The organism is Geodermatophilus sp. SYSU D01105, assembly GCF_054050095.1.
The window spans coordinates 112228-128675 of sequence record NZ_JBJGYR010000005.1; the positions used below are offsets into that span (position 1 = coordinate 112228).

Below are 16448 nucleotides of genomic sequence, written 5' to 3' on the forward strand. Positions count from 1 at the left end.
ATCGGCGACACCAGAACACTCCTCCGGGTGGATCGGCCCCACATCGTGGCCCACCCGGCCGCGATGCGGGTCACATCCGGTCGTGCAGTACCGTCGGGCGCGGTCCGACCACTCCTTTAACGACCCGTCCCGTGAGGCGGGGAAGGAGGCCTCATGGCCAGTTCACCCGAGCCTGCCCCCGGCGCGGCACCGGCGTCCGCCGGCGCACCCGCCACGGCACTGCTCTCCGCCGCCGACGTGGCCCGCGTCCTCGACCGGATGGCCCACCAGGTCATCGAGCGTGCCGCCTCGGCCAGCCCCGACGCCGCGGACGGCGGCCTCTCCGACGTCGTCCTCATCGGCATCCCCACCCGCGGCGCCCCGCTGGCCCGCCGGCTGGCCGCCCGCATCGAGGCGTTCACCGGGACGGCGGTCGACGTCGGCACCGTGGACATCACCCTCTACCGCGACGACCTGCGACGGCGCGGCGTCCGTGCGCTCGAGCCGACGACGCTGCCCGAGGCCGGCATCGACGACCGGCTGGTCGTCCTCGTCGACGACGTCCTCTACTCCGGCCGCTCGGTGCGGGCCGCGCTCGACGCGCTGCGCGACCTGGGCCGGCCGCGGGCGGTGCGGCTCGCCGTCCTGGTCGACCGCGGCCACCGGGAGTTGCCGATCCGCGCCGACTACGTGGGCAAGAACGTGCCCACCTCCCGCACCCAGCAGGTGCGCGTCCACCTCACCGAGGTGGACGGCGCCGACGAGGTGCTCATCACGGAGGAGCCGGGAGGGCGACGGGGAGTGAGCATCGCAGCGAGCTCTGCGAGCGAGGAGCGGAGCGACCGCGGAGCCGACCAGGGGAGCAGAGCGTGAAGCGGCACCTGCTGGAGGCCGCCGACCTCGACCGCGCCGACGCGACCCTGGTCCTGGACACCGCCGCCCAGATCGAGCAGGCGCTGACCGGGCGCGAGGTCAAGAAGCTGCCCACGCTGCGCGGGCGCACGGTGGTCAACCTCTTCTACGAGGACTCCACCCGGACGCGCATCTCCTTCGAGCTGGCCGCCAAGCGGCTCTCGGCCGACGTGATCAACTTCTCGGCCAAGGGCAGCAGCGTCTCCAAGGGGGAGAGCCTCAAGGACACCGCGCTGACGCTGGAGGCGATGGGCTCCGACGCGGTCGTCGTCCGGCACAGCGCCTCCGGTGCGCCGCACCGGCTGGCGCACTGGGTCCGGGGCAGCGTCGTCAACGCCGGGGACGGCACCCACGAGCACCCCACGCAGGCCCTGCTCGACGCCTACACGATCCGGCACCGGCTCGGCCGGCTCGACGGCGTGCGGGTGGCCATCGTCGGCGACGTCCTGCACAGCCGGGTGGCCCGCTCCAACGTGTGGCTGCTGCACACGCTCGGCGCCGAGGTCACCCTCGTCGCCCCGCCCACCCTGTTGCCGGTGGGCGTGGGGAGCTGGCCGGCGGAGGTCTCCTACGACCTCGACGCGGTCCTGCCCAAGGCCGACGTGGTGATGATGCTGCGGGTCCAGGCCGAGCGGATGAACGCCTCGTTCTTCCCCAGCGCCCGGGAGTACAGCCGCCGCTACGGCCTCGACGCCCGGCGGATGGCGGTGCTCGGCGACGAGGCGATCGTCATGCACCCGGGCCCGATGAACCGCGGGATGGAGATCGCCGCCGAGGTGGCCGACTCCGTCCGCTCCACGATCGTCGAGCAGGTCGGCAACGGGGTCTCCGTGCGCATGGCCGTGCTCTACCTGCTGCTGGGAGGCGCCCCCTCATGACCCTGCTCATCCGAGGGGCCCGGCCCTACGGCGAGGACGCCGCGGACATCCTGGTGGAGGACGGCCGGATCGCCGCGATCGGCGAGTCGCTGTCGGTCCCCGGCGCCGACGTCGTCGACGCCGCCGGGCTCGTCGCGCTGCCCGGCCTGGTCGACCTGCACACCCACCTGCGCGAGCCCGGCCGGGAGGACGCCGAGACCGTCGAGACCGGCAGCCGGGCCGCGGCGCTGGGCGGCTACACCGCGGTGCACGCCATGGCCAACACCGACCCGGTCGCCGACACCGCCGGCGTCGTGGAGCAGGTGTGGCGCCTCGGCCAGGAGGCCGGGCTGGTCGACGTCGTCCCGGTGGGGGCGGTGACCGTCGGGCTGGCCGGCGAGCGGCTGGCCGAGCTCGGCGCCATGGCCGACTCCGCCGCGCGGGTCCGGGTGTTCTCCGACGACGGGCACTGCGTGGCCGACCCCGCGCTCATGCGCCGGGCGCTGGAGTACGTCAAGGCGCTGGACGGCGTCGTCGCCCAGCATGCCGAGGAGCCGCGGCTGACCGTCGGCGCGCAGATGCACGAGGGGGACCGGTCGGCCCGCCTGGGCCTCACCGGCTGGCCGGCGGCCGCGGAGGAGGCGATCATCGCCCGCGACGTGCTGCTCGCCGAGCACGTCGGTGCGCGCCTGCACGTCTGCCACGTCTCGACGGCGGGCTCGGTGGAGATCCTCCGCTGGGCCAAGTCACGCGGCGTGCAGGTCACCGCCGAGGTCACCCCGCACCACCTGCTGCTCACCGACGCCTGCGCGGAGGGCTACGACCCGGTGTTCAAGGTCAACCCGCCGCTCCGGACCGACGCCGACGTGCAGGCGCTGAGGACGGGGCTGGCCGACGGCACGATCGACGCCGTCGCCACCGACCACGCCCCGCACGCCGTGGAGGACAAGGAGTGCGAGTGGGCGCAGGCCCGGCCCGGGATGCTCGGGCTGGAGCAGGCGCTGTCGGTGGTGATCGACACGATGGTGCTGGGGGACGGGGCCGGCACCGGCCTGCTCGACTGGCGCGGCGTCGCCGACCGGATGTCCGCCCGCCCGGCCGCCATCGGGCGCCTGGACGGGCACGGCCGCCCGCTCGCCCCCGGCGAGCCGGCCAACCTGCTGCTGCTCGACCCCGCTGCCCGGGCCACCGTCGACCCGGCCGCGCTGGCCAGCCGCAGCCGCAACAGCCCCTATGCCGGCCGGGAGCTCCCCGGCCGGGTGGTCGCGACGTTCCTGCGGGGGACGCCGACCGTTCTGGACGGGAAGGCACAGAAGTGAGTGAGGCACTGCTCGTCCTCGAGGACGGCAGGACGTTCCGGGGCGAGGCCTACGGCGCGGTCGGGACGACGCTCGGCGAGGCGGTGTTCGCCACCGGGATGACCGGCTACCAGGAGACGCTGACCGACCCCAGCTACGCCCGCCAGATCGTCGTCATGACCGCGCCGCACATCGGCAACACCGGGGTCAACGACGAGGACGACGAGAGCCGCCGCATGTGGGTGGCCGGCTTCGTCGTCCGCGACCCCGCCCGTCGCCCGGCCAACTGGCGGGCCACCGGCAGCCTGGACGACGAGCTGGTCGCCCAGGGCGTCGTCGGCATCAGCGGGGTCGACACCCGAGCGCTGACCCGCCACCTGCGCGAGCGCGGCGCGATGCGCGCCGGGATCAGCAGCGAGGGCCTCTCGGCCGGGGAGCTGCTGACCCGGGTGCGGGCCTCGGAGAGCATGACCGGCGCGGACCTGGCGCCGGCGGTGACGGCCAACGACCCCTACGTCGTCCCGGCCGTGGGGGAGCGGCGGTTCACCATCGCCGCCCTGGACCTGGGCATCAAGACCGCCACCCCGCGGCACCTGGCCGAGCTCGGCGTGGAGACCCACGTGCTGCCGGCCACCGCCACCGCCGAGGACCTGCTCGCCGCCGGCCCCGACGGCGTCTTCCTCTCCAACGGACCGGGCGACCCGGCCGCCGCGGACTACGCGGTCGAGGCCGTGCGCGGGGTGCTCGACGCGCGCCGGCCGCTGTTCGGCATCTGCTTCGGCAACCAGATCCTGGGCCGGGCCCTGGGCCTGGGCACCTACAAGCTGCGCTTCGGCCACCGCGGCCTCAACCAGCCGGTGCTCGACCGGGTCAGCGGCACGGTCCGGGTGACCAGCCACAACCACGGCTTCGCGGTCGAGGCACCGCTGGACCGGCCGACCGACACCCCGTACGGCCGGGTCGAGGTCAGCCACGTGGGCCTCAACGACGACGTCGTCGAGGGGCTGCGCTGCCTCGACGTCCCGGCGTTCAGCGTCCAGTTCCACCCCGAGGCCGCCGCCGGCCCGCACGACGCCGCGCCGCTGTTCGGCCGCTTCGTCGACCTCATGGACAGCGCCCGGACCGGGGAGGCGCGGGCCGGTGGCCCGCCGCCGCAGGTCACGCACAGCACGGGGGAGGCCCACTGATGCCCAAGCGGGACGACATCCACCACGTGATGGTGATCGGCTCCGGGCCGATCCTCATCGGCCAGGCCGCGGAGTTCGACTACTCCGGCACCCAGGCCTGCCGGGTGCTCAAGGCCGAGGGGCTGCGGGTGAGCCTGGTCAACAGCAACCCGGCCACGATCATGACCGACCCGGACGTCGCCGACGCCACCTACGTCGAGCCGCTCACCCCGGAGTTCGTCGAGAAGGTCATCGCCAAGGAGCGCCCGGACGCGCTGCTGGCCACCCTCGGCGGGCAGACGGCGCTCAACATCGCCATCGGGCTGTACGAGAACGGTGTCCTGGAGAGGTACGGCGTCCGCCTCATCGGCGCCGACGTCGACGCGATCAACCGCGGCGAGGACCGGCAGGCGTTCAAGGACATCGTCCGCTCGATCGGCGCCGACGCCCCCCGGTCGACGGTGTGCTCCACGGTCGAGGAGGCGCTGGCGACCGCCGCCGAGGTCGGCTACCCGGTCGTCATCCGGCCCTCGTTCACCATGGGCGGGCTGGGCTCGGGGATCGCCACCGACGAGCCGATGCTGCGCCGCATGGCCGGTCACGGGCTGGCCGACTCCCCGGTGCACACCGTCCTCATCGAGGAGTCGGTGCTCGGCTGGAAGGAGTTCGAGCTGGAGCTGATGCGCGACCGCAGCGACAACGTGGTCGTCATCTGCTCGATCGAGAACATCGACGCGATGGGGGTGCACACCGGCGACTCGGTGACCGTCGCCCCCGCGATGACCCTCACCGACCGCGAGTACCAGCGGATGCGCGACGTCGGCATCGCGGTGCTGCGCGAGGTCGGCGTGGACACCGGCGGCTGCAACATCCAGTTCGCCGTCCACCCGGAGACCGGGCGCCTGGTCGTCATCGAGATGAACCCCCGGGTCTCCCGGTCCAGCGCACTGGCCTCCAAGGCGACCGGCTTCCCGATCGCCAAGATCGCCGCGAAGCTGGCCATCGGCTACACCCTCGACGAGATCACCAACGACATCACCGGCGTCACCCCGGCCTCCTTCGAGCCGGCGCTGGACTACGTCGTCGTGAAGATCCCGCGCTTCGCCTTCGAGAAGTTCCCCGGCGCCGACCCGCGGCTGACCACGACGATGAAGAGCGTCGGCGAGGTCATGGCGATGGGCCGCAACTTCCCCGAGGCGCTGGGCAAGGCGATGCGCTCGACGGAGACCAAGGTCGCCGGCTTCTGGACCGGCCCCGACCGTGCGAACGCGGACGCTGCCGAGCTGCTCGAGCGGCTGCGCACCCCCGTCGACGGGCGGCTGCACCTCGCCGAGCAGGCGCTCGCGGCGGGGGCGACCGTCGAGCAGGTCGCCGAGGCCAGCGGCTTCGACCCGTGGTTCGTCGACCAGATCGCGCTGGTGCGCGAGGTCGGCACCGAGGTCCGCGACGCCCCGGCGCTCACCCCCGAGCTGCTCCGCCGGGCCAAGCGGCACGGCCTGTCCGACCGGCAGGTCGCCGCGCTGCGCCCCGAGCTGGCCGGTGAGGACGGCGTCCGCAGCCTCCGCTGGCGGCTGGGCATCCGGCCGGTGTTCAAGACCGTCGACACCTGCGCCGCCGAGTTCGCCGCCCGGACGCCCTACCACTACTCGTCCTACGACGAGGAGACCGAGGTCGAGCCGCGGGAGAAGCCGGCCGTGCTGATCCTGGGCTCCGGGCCCAACCGGATCGGCCAGGGCATCGAGTTCGACTACTCCTGCGTGCACGCCGTCCAGGCGCTGCAGGACGCCGGCTACGAGGCGGTGATGGTCAACTGCAACCCGGAGACGGTCTCCACCGACTACGACACCGCCGACCGGCTGTACTTCGAGCCGCTGACCTTCGAGGACGTCCTCGAGGTGGTCGAGGCCGAGCGCGCCGCCGGCCCGGTCGCCGGGGTCATCTGCACCCTCGGAGGGCAGACCCCGCTGGGGCTGGCCCAGCGGCTCAAGGACGCCGGCGTCCCGGTGCTGGGCACCTCGCCGGAGTCGATCGACGCCGCCGAGGACCGCGGCGCGTTCTCCCGCGTGCTGGCCGACACCGGGCTGCTCGCCCCCAAGCACGGCACGGCCACGACGTTCGCCGAGGCGCGGGGGATCGCCGCCGGCATCGGCTACCCGGTGCTGGTCCGGCCCTCCTACGTGCTGGGCGGGCGCGGCATGGAGATCGTCTACGACGACGCCACGCTCGAGGCCTACATCGCCAAGGCCACCGACGTCAGCCCCGAGCACCCGGTGCTGGTCGACCGCTTCCTCGAGGACGCCGTCGAGGTGGACGTCGACGCGCTCTACGACGGCTCCGAGCTCTACCTCGGCGGCGTCATGGAGCACATCGAGGAGGCCGGCATCCACTCCGGTGACTCCGCCTGCGCGCTGCCGCCGATCACGCTGGGGGCCACCGACCTGGTGCGCATCCGCCGGGCCACCGAGCAGCTCGCCGCCCGGATCGGCGTCCGCGGGCTGCTCAACGTCCAGTACGCGGTGAAGGACGACATCCTCTACGTCCTCGAGGCCAACCCGCGGGCCAGCCGCACGGTGCCGTTCGTCTCCAAGGCCACCGCCGTCCAGCTGGCCAAGGCCGCGGCCCGCATCGCGGTGGGGGAGACCGTCGCCGAGCTCCGCGCGGCCGGCGTCCTGCCCGCGACCGGCGACGGCGCGGACCTGCCGGCGGACGCGCCGATCGCGGTCAAGGAGGCGGTGCTGCCCTTCCACCGGTTCCGCACCGTCGAGGGGCAGAACGTCGACACCGTGCTCGGGCCGGAGATGAAGTCCACCGGCGAGGTCATCGGCCTCGACACCGGCTTCGGGACGGCGTTCGCCAAGTCGCAGGCCGCCGCGTACGGCTCGCTGCCGGTCGAGGGCACCGTCTTCGTCTCGCTGGCCAACCGGGACAAGCGCTCGGCGATCTTCCCGGTCAAGCGGCTGGCCGACCTCGGCTTCCGGGTGCTGGCGACCTCCGGCACCGCGCAGGTGCTGCGCCGCAACGGCGTGGACTGCGAGGTGGTCGGCAAGTTCAGCGAGGGCCCGGGCAACGTGGTCGAGCGGATCCTCGCCGGGGACGTCGACATCGTGGTCAACACGCCCTTCGGGTCGCCCGGCAACAGCGGGCCGCGGCTGGACGGCTACGAGATCCGCACCGCCGCCGTCTCCGCCGGGATCCCGTCGATCACCACGGTGCAGGGGCTGGCGGCCGCGGTGCAGGGCATCGAGGCGCTGCGGGAGGGGGACGTCGGCGTCCGCAGCCTGCAGGAGGTCCACGCGGCGCTGACCGCCGCCGCCCCGGCCGCCCGGTCGTGACCGCGGCACCTCCGGTCGGGGCCGCCCGCCGGGTGCGCGACGACCTCGTGGCGCGCGGGCTGGTCGACGGGCTGCCCGACGCGTTCCTGGCCGGGGTCACCCGGTTCGCGCGACCGCCGCAGCCGGAGCTGGACGCGCTGGCCTCGGCGGCGCGCGGGCTGGCGGCCCGGCTGGCGTCCGGGGACACCGGGGACGACGACCTGCCGCTGCTGGGCCGGGTGCTGTTCTTCGCCGGGCACGCCGGGGTGCTGGCGGCTGCCGGGGTGCGGACGCCGGCCTACGACGTCCTGGGCTCCTACCGGGACAACCTGACCACGCCGCTGGGTCCGCGCCTGCCGGAGCGGCCGGTGGCTGCCGGGCGGCGGTGGCGGGTGCTCGGGCGCGCGGTCGGCTTCCCGATCGGGGTGCCGGCGTGCGTGCTCAACGGCGGCGAGGAGTGGGTGCGCCACCACGCCCGCAGCGGCTACAGCGTCCTGACCTACAAGACCGTCCGCAGCCGCGCCCACGAGCCCAACGCCCAGCCCAACTGGGTCTTCGCCGCGCGGGAGACCGCGAGCCTCCCGCCGGGCGCGGCCGCCGAGGTGACCGCGGACCCGTGGGACTGGGTCGAGCCGGGCTCCCCGGACGTCAGCACGGTCAACTCCTTCGGCGTGCCCTCGCCGGCCCCCGACGAGTGGATGGCCGACCTGGAGCGGTCGCTGGCCGTGCTCGACGAGGACCAGCTGCTGCTGGTCAGCGTCATGGGGGAGGACCTCGACGGCGCCGGGCTCGCGGCCCTGGCCGCCGACTTCGCCCGGACGGCGGCGATGGCGCAGGAGGCCGGCGCGCCCGTCGTCGAGCTCAACCTCTCCTGCCCGAACACCCTGGGCCGGACGGCGTCGGGGGTGAAGCCGCCGCTGTGCCTGGACGCCGACGCCACGGTCGCCGTCGTCGAGGCCGCGCGGCGGGCGCTGGACGACCGCACCGGGCTGGTGGCCAAGCTGTCCTGGCTGGACGAGGCGCGCCTGGCCGCGCTCGTGCCCCGGATCGCACCGCTCGTCGACGGGGTCGCCGGCATCAACACGCTGCAGAGCCGGGTCCGCCGCAGCGACGGGGCGGCGACCTTCCCCGGCCGCGAGCTGGCCGGGCTGTCCGGGGTGGCGGTGCGCGACTCGGCGCTGGACTTCACCCGGCGGCTGGTCGCTCTCCGCGAGGCCGGTGGCCGGCACTTCGACGTCCTGGCGATGGGCGGGGTGACCGACGCGGCCTCGTTCGAGGCGCTGTTCACCGCGGGCGCCGACGCGGTCCAGTCGGCGTCCGGCGCCTTCGCCGACCCGTACCTGGCCCGCGACTGCATCGCCGCGCTGGGGGAGACGCTGCCGCGCGGCGGAGAGGTGCCCTCGTGAGTGCGCCGTTCGGTCAGCGGCTGGCCGACGCCGTCGCCGCCCGCGGTCCGCTGTGCGTGGGCATCGACCCGCACGTGCCGCTGCTGGAGCGCTGGGGGCTGCCCGACAGCCCCGAGGGGCTGGCCCGGTTCACCGACGCGGTCGTCGACGCCCTGGCCGGCACGGTCGCCGTGCTCAAGCCGCAGGTGGCCTTCTACGAGCGGCACGGCTCCCGCGGCCTGGCCGTGCTGGAGGACGCCGTCCCCCGCGCCCGGGCCGCGGGGGCCCTGGTGCTGCTGGACGCCAAGCGCGGCGACATCGGCTCGACGATGGACGCCTACGCCGACCACCTCCGGCCGGGGCACCCGCTGTACGCCGACGCGCTGACGGTCAGCCCCTACCTCGGCCCGGGGTCGCTGCAGCCGGCCGTCGACACCGCCCGGCAGCACGGGGGCGGGCTGTTCGTGCTCGCCCGCACCTCCAACCCCGACGCCGGGACGCTGCAGCACGCGCTGGTGGGCGAGCGGTCGGTCGCGCAGGTCGTCGTCGACACCGTCCGCGCCTGGAACACCCCGGGGTGGGTCGTCGGCGACCCGCTGCCCGACGTCGCCGCGGTCCGCGACCTGGGCAGCCGGTTCGGCGCGGCCACCGGCTCGTTCGGGGTCGTCGTCGGCGCCACGCTGCCCTCGCTGGACGTCGACCTGACCGGCCTGGGCGGGCCGGTGCTCGCCCCGGGGCTCGGCGCGCAGGGCGGCTCGGTCGCCGACCTGCGGCGGCTGTTCGGGGCGGACGTCGCCGTCGTCCCCACCGTCTCCCGGGACGTCCTGGCCGCCGGCCCCGACCCGGCCGCGCTGCGGGCCGCGGCCGACCGCTGGGCCGCCGAGCTCGCCCGGTGAGGCGGGCCTCCCCTGGCTGACCGCCGGGGCGGGCCTGGTCGTCCTGGGCCTGCTCGTCCTCGCCGGGGTCGCCGGCTGGGTGCTCGGCCGGAGGTCGGGCACCCGGCCGGCCGAGCGGCGCCCGAGCTGACCCGTTGACTCGCGCAACGGCCGTGTCCCCCCGCGCGGACCTGCGGTTTCCGGGGCTCGTCGGCGTGTCGCCACCGGTGTGTCGGACAGGATCGTCCGCAATCCCGTGCGGATCGTCCGGGTGGGAGACCCCGGCCGACCTGCACTGATAGCGGACGGTCACGACGATGGGCAACGGACGGTGAACGACAGGTCACCGATTGCTGGAATCGTGTGGTTCAGAAGGGCGTGACCTGCACATATACCGGGAACTAGGTTGGCCGACAGGCTCAGCAGAGAGCCTGGCCCCGACACCGCACCGAGCCCGCCGGTCGAGACGCGAGCCGGCGACGACACGATTGGGTCGCACCATGCCCCTTCCTGACCTGACCCCCGAACAGCGCGCCGCCGCACTGGAGAAGGCGGCCGCGGCCCGCAAGACCCGTGCCGAGCTGCGGGAGCGGCTCAAGAGCAAGGGCGCCACCGTCGGCGACGTCCTCCGCCAGGGCGAGACCGACGAGGTCATCGGCAAGATGCGCGTCTCCGCGGTCCTGGAGTCCCTGCCGGGAGTGGGCAAGGCACGGGCTGCCAAGATCATGGAGCGGCTCGAGATCTCCCCGACCCGCCGGGTGCGTGGCCTGGGTGCCAACCAGCGCAAGGCCCTCGAAGCGGAGTTCGGTGGCGAGAAGGTCGCCGCCGAGCAGGTCTCCGTCGAGGGCTGACCCGCACGACGAGGCACCCGGAGGTCGAGGACGACGACGAGTGGCGAGTGCTGCCGAGGACCGCACCCCGGCGCGGCTGACCGTGCTCTCCGGACCGTCGGGGGTGGGCAAGGGCACGGTCGTGGCCGAGGTCCGGCGCCGGCACCCCGACGTGTGGGTGTCGGTGTCGGCCACCACCCGCCGGCCTCGCCCCGGTGAGGTCGACGGGGTGCACTACCACTTCCTCTCCGACGCGGAGTTCGACCGGCTGATCGCCGAGGACGGGCTCCTGGAGTGGGCCGAGTACGCCGGCAACCGCTACGGCACGCCGGTCGCCCCGGTGCGCGAGCGACTCGCCACCGGGGCGCCCGCGCTGCTGGAGATCGAGCTGCAGGGCGCGCGTCAGGTCCGGGCCCGGGACGCCGGTGCGCAGCTGGTGTTCCTCGCCCCGCCGTCGTGGGCCGAGCTGGTGAGCCGGCTGGCCGGCCGCGGGTCCGAGCCGCCGGCGGTGCAGGAGCGGCGGCTGGCGATCGCGCAGGCCGAACTGGACGCCGCAGGGGAGTTCGACGTGGTCGTGGTCAACGACGACGTCGCCCGGGCCGCGGACGAGTTGGTACGATTGCTGACTGCGCCGTCGCCCGGCCCCGTCCCGAGCAGCGGCGCCCACGAGTAGCGGGCCCGCCGGTCGCGCCGTCCGCACTCCCGCCGAACGATCTGAGGAGCACGCCCGCCCGTGTCCGGAGTCGCACCCGCCCCCGAGGGCATCACCAACCCGCCGATCGACGAGCTGCTCGAGCGCACCAGCAGCAAGTACGGCCTGGTGATCTTCGCCGCCAAGCGCGCGCGGCAGATCAACGCCTACTACAGCCAGCTCTCCGAGGGCCTGCTGGAGTACGTCGGCCCGCTGGTCGACACCGCCCCCCAGGAGAAGCCGCTCTCGATCGCCCTGCGCGAGATCAACGAGGGCCTGCTCACCCACACCGCCGGCGACAACTGAACGAGGACCCCGGTCCACCCCGTCGCGGGGCCCCGAACTGGTGACGAGACACCCGGCAGGTGCCGGGTGTCTCGTCGTGTGAGGAGGATGGGCGCATGGCGAGGATCGTGCTGGGCGTCAGCGGGGGCGTGGCCGCCTACAAGGCAGCTCTCCTGCTGCGGGCGTTCACCGAGGCCGGGCACGACGTCCGGGTCGTCCCGACACCGTCGGCGCTGCACTTCGTCGGCGCGGCGACCTTCGAGGCGCTGTCGGGCAACCCGGTGACGACCACCGTCTGGTCCGACGTCGACGAGGTGGCCCACGTGCGCATCGGGCAGACCGCCGACCTGGTCGTCGTCGCGCCGGCCACCGCGGACCTGCTCGCGCGCGCGGCCGCCGGGCGGGCCGACGACCTGCTCGCCGCCACGCTGCTCACCGCGCATTGCCCGGTCGTCTTCGCCCCGGCCATGCACACCGAGATGTGGCTGCACCCGGCCACCCAGGACAACGTCGCCACCCTGCGCCGCCGCGGGGCGATCGTGCTCCCGCCGGCCGTCGGCCGGCTGACCGGCCCCGACTCCGGCCCGGGACGGCTGCCCGAGCCGGCCGACATCGCCGCCCTGGCCGGCGTGGTGCTCACCGAGGGCGCCGCGGCACTGGCCCCCGACCTCGCCGGACGGCGGGTGGTGGTCAGCGCCGGCGGCACCCGTGAGCCGCTGGACCCGGTCCGCTACCTCGGCAACCGATCCTCGGGGCGGCAGGGCTGGGCGCTGGCGCGGGTCGCCGCCGCCCGCGGCGCGGAGGTGGTGCTGGTCGCGGCCAACGTCGACCTCCCCGCCCCGTTCGGCGTCCGCGTCGTGCCGGTCGGGACGGCGGAGGAGCTGCGGACCGCGATGCTCGCGGAGTCGCCGGACGCCGACGTCGTCGTGATGAGCGCCGCGGTGGCCGACTTCCGCCCGGCGACGGTCGCCGGCACCAAGCTGAAGAAGGACAGCGCCGCCGAACCCGGTGCGGTGCCGCTGGTGCGCAACCCCGACGTGCTCGCCGAGCTGGTCACCAAGCGCCGGTCCGGCCAGCTCGTCGTCGGCTTCGCCGCCGAGACCGGGGACGACGAGGGAGACGTCCTCACCCACGCCCGGGCCAAGCTCGCCCGCAAGGGCTGCGACCTGCTCGTGGTCAACGACGTGTCCGGCGGGCAGGTCTTCGGCCGCCCGGACAACGCCGCGGTCGTGCTGGCCGCGGACGGGACCGCGACCGACGTCCCGCAGGGCGGCAAGGACGCCGTCGCGGCGGGCATCTGGACCGTGGTCGCCCCGCGGCTGCCCTGAGCCTCCTGACGGTGCGCCGCCCGGCCGCCGTCGCCCGCCGGTACCGTTCACCTCACGCCCCTGCCCCGCGGCAGGGCCCATCCGTTCCCGAACGACAGGAGCCCCGAGTGCCACGCCGTCTCTTCACGTCCGAGTCGGTGACCGAGGGCCACCCGGACAAGATCGCCGACCAGATCAGCGACTCGATCCTCGACGCGATGCTCGAGCAGGACCCGCGCAGCCGGGTCGCGGTCGAGACGCTCATCACCACCGGCCAGGTGCACATCGCCGGCGAGGTCACCACCGCCGGCTACGTCGACATCGCCGACATCGTCCGCCGGACGATCCTCCGGATCGGTTACGACTCCTCCCGCAAGGGGTTCGACGGCGCCTCCTGCGGGGTCAGCGTCTCGATCGGCTCCCAGTCCCCGGACATCGCGCAGGGCGTCGACACCGCCTACGAGGCGCGCACCTCCGGCACGGCCGAGGACGAGATCGAGCGCCAGGGCGCCGGCGACCAGGGGCTGATGTTCGGCTACGCCACCGACGAGACCCCCGAGCTGATGCCGCTGCCGATCGCGCTGGCCCACCGGCTGTCCCGGCGGCTGTCCGCGGTCCGCAAGGACGGGTCGGTGCCCTACCTGCGGCCCGACGGCAAGACCCAGGTCACCGTCGTCTACGAGGACGACCGGCCGGTCGGCGTCGACACGGTCGTCGTCTCCTCGCAGCACGCCGAGGACATCTCGATCGAGCAGCTGCTCACCCCCGACGTCCAGGAGCTGGTGGTCGAGCCGGAGCTGGCCGCCCTCGGCCTGCCCACCGACGGCTACCGCCTGCTGGTGAACCCCACGGGCAAGTTCGTCATCGGTGGCCCGATGGGCGACGCGGGGCTGACCGGCCGCAAGATCATCGTCGACACCTACGGCGGCATGGCCCGCCACGGCGGCGGTGCCTTCTCCGGCAAGGACCCGTCGAAGGTCGACCGGTCCGGCGCCTACGCGATGCGCTGGGTCGCCAAGAACGTCGTCGCCGCGGGCCTGGCCCGCCGCTGCGAGGTCCAGGTGGCCTACGCCATCGGCGCCGCCCACCCGGTCGGCCTGTTCGTCGAGACCTTCGGCACCGGCGCGGTCACCGACGACGTGCTGGAGAAGGCGATCGGTGCGGTGTTCGACCTGCGCCCGGGCGCGATCGTGCGGGACCTGGACCTGCTGCGGCCGATCTACGCGCCGACCGCCGCCTACGGCCACTTCGGTCGCACCGACGTCGAGCTCCCGTGGGAGCGGCTGGACCGCGTCGACGCTCTCCGCTCGGCCGCGGGGGTCTGACGGAGGACCCCGCCCTCCTCACCCCTCGCGAGCGAGCTGGGGGTGAGCCTCAGGACGGGGCCGCCGCCCCACGTGGACCCGCGGGGAGCGGTGCCGGTCGGGTCGGTGCTGTGCGCCCGTGGCGCGTTCCGCTGGCGGAGCGCGCCCGGGCGCACACCGCTGTCGGTACCGGCCCCGACACTCGGGTGGCCCCTCCCCGCGTCGAACGGAGTTCCCGCTGACCCGGCCCACCCCTGACGACCCGGGCGCCCGCACCCCGATGGTGGCCCGGGTCGTCGTCGACGTGCCCCTGGCGCACCTGGACCGTCCGTTCGACTACGCCGTCCCCGAGGAGGGGGCAGGGGAGGTCCGGGCCGGCTGCCGGGTGCGGGTGCGCTTCGCCGGCCAGCTGGTCGACGGGTTCGTCGTCGAGCTCGGGGACACCAGCGAGCACGGCGGGAAGCTCGCGCCGCTGGCCAAGCTCGTCTCGCCGGAGCCGGTGCTCACCCCAGAGGTGCTCGCCCTGGCCCGCTCGGTCGCGCAGCGCTGGGGCGGCACGGTCACCGACGTGCTCCGGCTGGCCGTGCCGCCGCGCCGCGCCGCCGCGGAGAAGCGGCCCGCCGCCGAGCCCCCGCCGCCCCCGGCCGCACCCGACCCGGCGGGGTTCGCGCGGTACCCGGCCGGTCCGGCGCTGCTGACGGCCGTCGCCGAGGGCCGGCCGGCCCGCGCGGTCTGGACGGCGCTGCCCGGCGAGGACTGGCCGGCCCGGCTGGTCGAGCTGTGCCAGGCCGCGCTCTCGGGCGGCCGCGGCGCGCTGGTCGTGGCGCCGGACGGCCGCGACCTCGACCGGCTGGCGGCCGCCGCGGAGCAGCGGCTGCCCCGCGGGTCGTTCGTCGTGCTCCGTGCCGACGCCGCGCCCGACGCCCGCTACCGGCGCTTCCTCGACGCGGTCCGCGGCACCGCCCGGGTCGTCCTCGGGGCACGGGCCGCGGCCTTCGCGCCGGTCGCCGACCTGGGCCTGGTGGCGATCTGGGACGACGGCGACGACCTGCACGCCGAACCGCGGGCGCCCTACGCCCACGCGCGCGACGTCCTCGTGCACCGCGCGCACCTGGCCTCCTGCGCCGCGGTCGTCGCGGCCACCGCCCGTACCGCGGAGGCGCAGCTGCTCGTCGAGAGCCGCTGGGCGCACGAGCTGGTCGCCGACCGCGCCACCCTGCGGGCCGCCATGCCGCGGGTGCAGGCGCTCGGGGCCGACGCCGAGCTGGCCCGCGACCCGGCGGCCCGCACCGCCCGGCTGCCCAGCCTGGCCCACCGCATCGCCCGGCAGGCCCTCGCGGACGGCGCCCCGGTGCTGGTGCAGGTGCCCCGCGCCGGGTACGCGCCAGGGCTGGCCTGCGACCGCTGCCGCGCCCCGGCCCGCTGCGCGGTCTGCTCCGGGCCGCTGGGGATCGCCCCCACCCCCGGCCCGGGCGGCTCCCGGGTGCCGGCCTGCCGCTGGTGCGCCCGCCCGGCGGCGACCTTCGACTGCCCGCACTGCCACGGCACCAAGCTGCGCGCGTCGGTCGTGGGCGCCGCCCGCACCGCCGAGGAGCTGGGCCGCGCGTTCCCCGGCGCGGCGGTGCGGGTCTCCGGGCGGGGCTCGGGCGTGCTGGCGTCGGTGCCCGGGGGGCCGGCGCTGGTCGTCGCCACACCGGGCGCCGAACCGGTCGCCGAGGGGGGCTACGGGGCGGCCCTGCTGCTGGACTCGTGGGCCCTGCTCGGCCGCGCCGACCTGCGCGCGGGGGAGGAGACCCTCCGCCGCTGGGTGAACGCGGCGACGCTGGTGCGTCCCGCGTCGGCCGGCGGGCAGGTCGTCGTCGCCGCCGACGCCGCGCACCCCGTCGTCCAGGCGTTGGTCCGGTGGGACCCGGCCTGGCTGGCCGACCGTGAGCTGGCCGACCGGCGGGCGCTGGGCTTCCCGCCGGTGACCCGCATGGCCGCGCTGTCGGGGACGGCGCACGCGCTGGCGGAGTTCCTGGAGGCCGCGCGCCTCCCGGCCGACGCCGACCTGCTGGGGCCGGTGCCCGAGCCGTCGCGTCCCGGTCAGGACGGCGAGCGGGAGCGCTACCTGGTGCGGGTGCCCCGCGCGGAGGGAGTGGCGCTGGCGCACGCGCTGGCCGAGGTGCAGGGCGTCCGCAGCGCGAAGAAGGCGCCGGAGCACGTGCGCGTGCAGCTCGACCCGCTCGACCTGGTCTGAGCCCGGGGC

Annotated in this window: 13 protein-coding genes; all 13 read left to right on the plus strand. The window is 75.4% G+C overall.

Features of this window, described 5'->3' with window-relative positions:
* Positions 1–153 precede the first annotated feature (153 nt).
* A complete protein-coding gene (pyrR, locus tag ACI79I_RS06270; protein ID WP_456991426.1) occupies positions 154–852 on the plus strand; it encodes a bifunctional pyr operon transcriptional regulator/uracil phosphoribosyltransferase PyrR in 699 nt (232 codons plus the stop codon).
* Positions 849–1769, plus strand: a complete 921-nt coding sequence (locus ACI79I_RS06275; protein WP_456991427.1) for an aspartate carbamoyltransferase catalytic subunit — start codon at positions 849–851, stop codon at positions 1767–1769. Before pyrR ends, ACI79I_RS06275 begins: the two co-directional genes overlap by 4 nt.
* Entirely contained in the window at positions 1766–3067 is a 1302-nt protein-coding gene (locus tag ACI79I_RS06280; protein ID WP_456991428.1) for a dihydroorotase, read from the plus strand. The genes ACI79I_RS06275 and ACI79I_RS06280 overlap by 4 nt, the downstream gene beginning before the upstream one ends.
* The gene (carA, locus tag ACI79I_RS06285) at positions 3064–4233 is read left to right on the plus strand and encodes a glutamine-hydrolyzing carbamoyl-phosphate synthase small subunit (RefSeq protein WP_456991429.1); all 1170 of its coding nucleotides are present in this window, start codon (positions 3064–3066) and stop codon (positions 4231–4233) included. Before ACI79I_RS06280 ends, carA begins: the two co-directional genes overlap by 4 nt.
* Positions 4233–7544 carry a carbamoyl-phosphate synthase large subunit gene (gene carB / locus ACI79I_RS06290; RefSeq protein WP_456991430.1) on the plus strand — a complete coding sequence of 1104 codons (3312 nt, stop codon included), beginning with the start codon at positions 4233–4235 and terminating at the stop codon, positions 7542–7544. The genes carA and carB overlap by 1 nt, the downstream gene beginning before the upstream one ends.
* Positions 7541–8929: a dihydroorotate oxidase gene (locus ACI79I_RS06295; RefSeq protein WP_456991432.1), complete on the plus strand. Its 1389-nt coding sequence runs from the start codon at positions 7541–7543 to the stop codon at positions 8927–8929. Before carB ends, ACI79I_RS06295 begins: the two co-directional genes overlap by 4 nt.
* A complete protein-coding gene (pyrF, locus tag ACI79I_RS06300) occupies positions 8926–9804 on the plus strand; it encodes an orotidine-5'-phosphate decarboxylase (RefSeq protein WP_456991433.1) in 879 nt (292 codons plus the stop codon). Before ACI79I_RS06295 ends, pyrF begins: the two co-directional genes overlap by 4 nt.
* A 479-nt stretch (positions 9805–10283) precedes the next feature.
* A complete protein-coding gene (gene mihF / locus ACI79I_RS06305; protein ID WP_456947867.1) occupies positions 10284–10634 on the plus strand; it encodes an integration host factor, actinobacterial type in 351 nt (116 codons plus the stop codon).
* A gap of 40 nt (positions 10635–10674) precedes the next feature.
* Positions 10675–11286 (plus strand): guanylate kinase, encoded by a 612-nt coding sequence (gmk, locus tag ACI79I_RS06310; RefSeq protein WP_456991434.1) that lies wholly within the window; start codon positions 10675–10677, stop codon positions 11284–11286.
* Between the two features lie 60 nt (positions 11287–11346).
* On the plus strand, positions 11347–11610 hold the full coding sequence (gene rpoZ, locus ACI79I_RS06315; protein WP_089305624.1) for a DNA-directed RNA polymerase subunit omega: 264 nt from the start codon (positions 11347–11349) through the stop codon (positions 11608–11610).
* Positions 11611–11705: 95 nt separating this feature from the next.
* Positions 11706–12917 carry a bifunctional phosphopantothenoylcysteine decarboxylase/phosphopantothenate--cysteine ligase CoaBC gene (coaBC, locus tag ACI79I_RS06320; RefSeq protein ID WP_456991435.1) on the plus strand — a complete coding sequence of 404 codons (1212 nt, stop codon included), beginning with the start codon at positions 11706–11708 and terminating at the stop codon, positions 12915–12917.
* A 107-nt stretch (positions 12918–13024) separates the two neighbouring features.
* Positions 13025–14221, plus strand: a complete 1197-nt coding sequence (gene metK / locus ACI79I_RS06325; protein ID WP_456991436.1) for a methionine adenosyltransferase — start codon at positions 13025–13027, stop codon at positions 14219–14221.
* A 259-nt stretch (positions 14222–14480) separates the two neighbouring features.
* Complete coding sequence (locus ACI79I_RS06330; protein WP_456991437.1) at positions 14481–16439, plus strand: primosomal protein N'; 1959 nt, start codon at positions 14481–14483, stop codon at positions 16437–16439.
* Positions 16440–16448: the final 9 nt, after the last annotated feature.